We start from the raw sequence: 4,639 nt of genomic DNA, 5'->3' as shown, positions 1-4,639 counted from the left end.
CAGGCCGTAGGTGCGGCGCAGGACGAGGGCGAAGCCGACGCTGATCCGCTCCATCAGCTCCAGGCGATCCTCCATCGGCAGGAAGGCCGCGTTCGCCGCGTTCAGCTGGAAGTTCAGCAGGTCTTCGAGGTCGTAGTCGAAGGCCTCGACCAGGAGCCCAAGCTCGCGGCTCACCGAGGTGTCGCTCATCAGCCGGTTGTCGGGGCTGACGGTGACCGCCATGCCCAGCTGGTAGAAGATATCGAAGGGGTGGTCCTCGAGATCTTCCCCCCAGGCTCCGGTCTGCAGGTTCGAGGAGGGGCACATCTCCAGCGCGATGCCGCGGTCCTTGACCCACTGCGCGGTACGGCCCAGGGAGACGCTGACCTGCTCGTCGTCCTGCTCCTCGACCGTGATGTCCTCGGCGAGCCGGGTCCCGTGCCCGAGCCGGAGGGCGTTGCCCGCGATCAGCGCGCCGCGCACCGAGTCGATGCCGGCGGCCTCCCCCGCGTGCACGGTGGTCGGGAACATGGCCTCGGCGAGGATCTCGAAGGCCTCGGCGTGCTCCTCGGCGGGGAAGCCGTCCTCGGGGCCGGCGAGGTCGAAGCCGACGACGCCCGCGTCGCGGTAGTGCAGGGCGAGGAGGGCAATGTCGGCGCTGCGCGCTCCCTGGCGCATGGCGCAGAGCACCTGGCCGACGCGGATGTCGCCGCCGGTCATGATGACCTCGGCAACGCCGTCGTCGAGGCCCGTCTGCACGGCCTGCACGGCGGCCTCGAGCGTGAGCCCGCCCGTGAGGTGCTGCTCGGGGGCCCAGCGGGCCTCACCGTAGATCACGCCGTCCTCGGCCAGGTCCAGCACCCACTCGCGGGCGACGCGGCGCAGGTCCTCGGGGTGCTGCATGACGGCGACCGTGAGCTCGAAGGTCTCCAGGTAGTCCTCGAGGGTGCCGTCGCTGCTCTGCTCGTAGAACCAGTCGGCGAGGTCCTCGGCGTCCGTCTCGGGCAGCTCGATGCCGAGCCGGGTCGCGATGTCGATCACAGTCTGGGGGCGCAGGCCACCGTCCAGGTGGTCGTGCAGGGAGACCTTGGGCAGGTCTTCGATGGCCACGCCGTCGTCGAGCTCGGTGCGGTTCAGGGCGTTGGGGTCGGCCGCGGCGGCGTCCTGCTCGCGGGCGAAGGTCTGGGGGTCGGGTCGGTCGGTCTCGGTCATGGCTCGCTCCTCGCGACTCAGTGGGGCCGGCACGGCTCCCACCCACCAGGGTAGCCCGCCGCGCCGCGACCCGCCCAGAAATTCACCGCCCGTTCCCCCGGCCACCCGGCGGCCGGCTCTCGCCCGTCGCGGTGATCCGATCCACGACGATGGGCCCGGCGATGACCTCGGCGTCGCCGATCTCGACCGCGCTGCGCAGCAGCTCGAGGCCGCGCGCCATCCGGCCCGGGTGATCGCAGCCGACCTCCAGGAGCGGCTCGCCCGCGCGGACCCGGTCGCCGGGGCGCACGAGCACCTCGACGCCCGCGGTGTGATCGATCGGGGCGCCGGGGGTGGCCCGGCCCGCGCCGAGCCGCCAGGCCCCGACCCCGATCTGGCGCGCGGGCACCGCTTGCACGATGCCGTCCCGCTCGGCGCGCACGATCTCGCGCTCCGTCGCCTCCACGAGCGGGGCGTCCGGGTCGCCGCCCTGGGAGGCGATCATCCGCCGCCACACGTCCATCGCCCGCCCGTCGCGCAGCGCGGCTTCCGGGTCGGCGTCGGGCTTCCCGGCGAGGTCGAGCATCTCCCGCGCGAGGGCCAGGGTCAGCTCGATGACGTCGGCGGGGCCGCCGCCCGCGAGGACCTCGACGGACTCCCGGACCTCGTTGGCGTTGCCGACGGCGCGGCCCAGGGGGCGCTCCATGTTCGTGAGCAGGGCGGTCGTCGCGAGCCCCGCGTCCGCGCCGAGCCGCACCATCGTCTCCGCGAGCTCGCGGGCATCGGCCTCGGCGGGCAGGAACGCCCCGGAGCCAAACTTCACGTCGAGCACGAGGCCGTTCGCGCCCTCCGCGATTTTCTTCGACATGATCGAGGAAGCGATCAGCGGCACCGCGGCGACCGTGCCCGTCACATCCCGGAGTGCGTACAGCTTCTGGTCGGCCGGGGCGAGCCCCGAGCCCGCGGCGCAGATCACCCCGCCCAGCTCGACGAGCGCGCGCTCCATCTCCTCGTTCGTGATGTTCGCGCGCCAGCCCGGGATCGCCTCCAACTTGTCGAGGGTGCCGCCCGTGTGGCCGAGGCCGCGCCCGGACAGCTGCGGCACGGCGACGCCAAAGCTCGCGACGAGGGGCACCAACGGCAGGGTGATCTTGTCGCCCACGCCGCCCGTGGAGTGCTTGTCGATCGCGGGCTTGCCGAGCCCCGTGAAATCCATCGTCTCGCCGCTCGCGATCATCGCCATCGTGAGGTCGCGGATTTCCGTCCGCTCCATGCCCTGAATCTGGATGGCCATGAGCAGCGCGCTCATCTGCTCCGGCACGACGTAGCCGCGGACGAAGGCGTCGACCACCCAGGCGATCTCGGGCTGGCTGAGGCTCTGGCGATGCCGCTTCTTCGTGATCAGCTCGACCGCGTCAAAGGGCTCGACGGCGGGGCGGGACTCGGACACGGGCTCGGATGTAAACGGGTGCGCGCTCATGGCCCCAGTGTAGGAGCCTCTGGGCGTCCCCGACCAGCGGTGCGGCCGCCCGGGCCTCAGTCCTCCTCGGCGTCGTCGCTCGGGGAGCGGCGCAGGTTGAGCAGGGCGAGCACGAGCCCGCCCCAGATCGTGCCGATCGACACGCAGAGCATGGTGATGGCGATGGGGCTCATCGTCCCGCCTCCGTTCCTGCGGCGACCGCCGCGTCGTCCGCCGTGCGTTCCTCGTCGTACTGGTGATCGCCCAGCTCGGTGCCCCCGCGCCACGGGGTGAGCGACAGGATCACGGCGGCCACGATGAGCAGCCCGGCCATGCCCCAGCCGAAGACGCCGACGAAGCCCGGGTCGAAGTCGCCGTAGGGCTCCCGGAGTTTCGTGATGATCTCATTGATCGTGAGGTACAGGAGCACGATCGGGGCCACCGCGGCGACGAGCACCATCCAGAGCTTGCCCACGCGGATCGAGGAGCGCCGGTTGATGTGCCCGGCCAGCAGAGGCAGCTTCCGGTACAGGAGCGACACGACGACGATCGAGGCGAGCCCGCCCGCGAGGATGCCGAACTTGTTCACGAACTCGTCCGTGATGTCGAGCACGTTCAGCCCGCTCGTCGTGGCAAACAGCAGCACCGACAGGAGCGCCATCGGGATGCCGATCGCGAGGGTCGCGCTCTTTCGGCCCAGGCCGAGCTTGTCCTGCACCGCGGAGATGACCACCTCCATGATGCTGATCATCGAGGTGAGGCCCGCGAACACGAGCGAGGCGAAGAAGAGCACCCCGATGATTTGCCCGCCGGGCGCGGCCGAGATCAGGGTCGGGAAGCCGATGAAGGCCAGGCCGACCCCGCTCTGCACGACATCGGCAACCGCGACGCCGGAGGCCTGGGCCATGAAGCCGAGCGCGGAGAACACGGCGATGCCCGCCAGAATCTCAAAGCCCGAGTTCGCGAAGGCAACCACGAAGCCGGAGCCCGTCAGATCGGTCTTCTTCTTCAGATACGACGAGTAGGTCACCATGATGCCGAAGGCCACCGAGAGCGAGAAGAAGATCTGCCCGTAGGCCGCCGCCCACACGCCGGGGTCGGCGAGCGCCGCCCAGTTCGGCGTGAACAGGGTGTCGAGGCCGTCCATCGCGCCGGGCAGGAACAGGGACTGCACGCAGAGGATCACGAACATGATCACGAGCAGCGGCAGGAAGATCAGATTTGCCATGCCGACGCCCTTGCGAACCCCGGCAAAGCTGATGCCGAGGCAGAGCACCCAGACGATGATGAGCGGGACGAGCACCGCGGGCACATACTCCAGCACGAGGCCGCTCTCCCCCGTCAGGTTGAGGAAGTCGCCGAGGAAGAACGCCTCTGGATCGTTCCCCCACTGCAGCGTGGTCGAGAAAAAGGTGTACATGATCGCCCAGGCGATGATGACGGCGTAGTAGATCGCGATGACGAAACAGATCGCGACCTGCCACCAGCCGAGCGCCTCCGCGCGCCGCCCCAGGCGCCGGTAGGACAGCGGCGCGGAGCCGCGGTAGCGGTGCCCGATCGCGTAGTCGAGGAACAGCAGCGGGATCCCGGCGGTGAGCAGCGCGATCAGGTAGGGCACGATGAAGGCCCCGGCGCCGTTCTCGTAGGCCACATACGGGAAACGCCAGATGTTCCCCAGGCCGACGGCGGAGCCGATCGCGGACAGGATGAACACCCGCCGCGAGGTGAAGGTCTCCCGGACACGCGTCCGCGTGCCGGGGGTGGGGGACGCACTCATCGTCGCTCCTTCTGCGCCAGGTCCCGCTGGACCCGACGCGGTCGCTTCGGGGTGAGCCGGGCACGAGGTCCGCCCCAGCCGGACTAGCGTACCGTGATCGCCGCCCCCGGTGCGCCAGTCGAACTGCCAGGGGATCAGGGTTCCCTCGCCGCGCACGAGCGGCTAGCGTGGCAGGACCGGGTGCGACGCGAGGGGGCTGGCCGGGGTCGGGGGCACCGCGTTCGACGCCACCT

Annotated in this window: 4 protein-coding genes; all 4 read right to left on the bottom strand. The window is 70.6% G+C overall.

Going from position 1 to position 4,639, the window contains the following annotated elements:
• A partial coding sequence (locus OOT08_RS11660) for an adenosine deaminase (RefSeq protein WP_442916226.1) occupies positions 1-1,191 on the bottom strand: 1,191 nt, incomplete at its 3' end.
• Between the two features lie 82 nt (positions 1,192-1,273).
• Entirely contained in the window at positions 1,274-2,650 is a 1,377-nt protein-coding gene (locus OOT08_RS11655; protein ID WP_325092803.1) for a thymidine phosphorylase, read from the bottom strand.
• A gap of 56 nt (positions 2,651-2,706) precedes the next feature.
• Positions 2,707-2,823, bottom strand: coding sequence for a methionine/alanine import family NSS transporter small subunit (locus OOT08_RS11650; protein ID WP_325092801.1), 117 nt, complete (start codon positions 2,821-2,823; stop codon positions 2,707-2,709).
• On the bottom strand, positions 2,820-4,406 hold the full coding sequence (locus tag OOT08_RS11645) for a sodium-dependent transporter (RefSeq protein ID WP_325092800.1): 1,587 nt from the start codon (positions 4,404-4,406) through the stop codon (positions 2,820-2,822). Before OOT08_RS11645 ends, OOT08_RS11650 begins: the two co-directional genes overlap by 4 nt.
• Positions 4,407-4,639: the final 233 nt, after the last annotated feature.

The organism is Leucobacter sp. M11 (assembly GCF_035726885.1).
Lineage (GTDB): Bacteria > Actinomycetota > Actinomycetes > Actinomycetales > Microbacteriaceae > JAPFRB01.
The sequence above is the reverse complement of the archived record's forward strand: the minus strand, read 5'-3'. Positions and strand labels throughout refer to the sequence as shown.

Excerpts from the sequence above, each read along its gene's own strand:
- OOT08_RS11655 (WP_325092803.1), bottom strand. The coding sequence starts at position 2,650 with ATGAGCGCGCACCCGTTTACATCCGAGCCCGTGTCCGAGTCCCGCCCC.
- OOT08_RS11650 (WP_325092801.1), bottom strand. The coding sequence starts at position 2,823 with ATGAGCCCCATCGCCATCACCATGCTCTGCGTGTCGATCGGCACGATC.
- OOT08_RS11645 (WP_325092800.1), bottom strand. The coding sequence starts at position 4,406 with ATGAGTGCGTCCCCCACCCCCGGCACGCGGACGCGTGTCCGGGAGACC.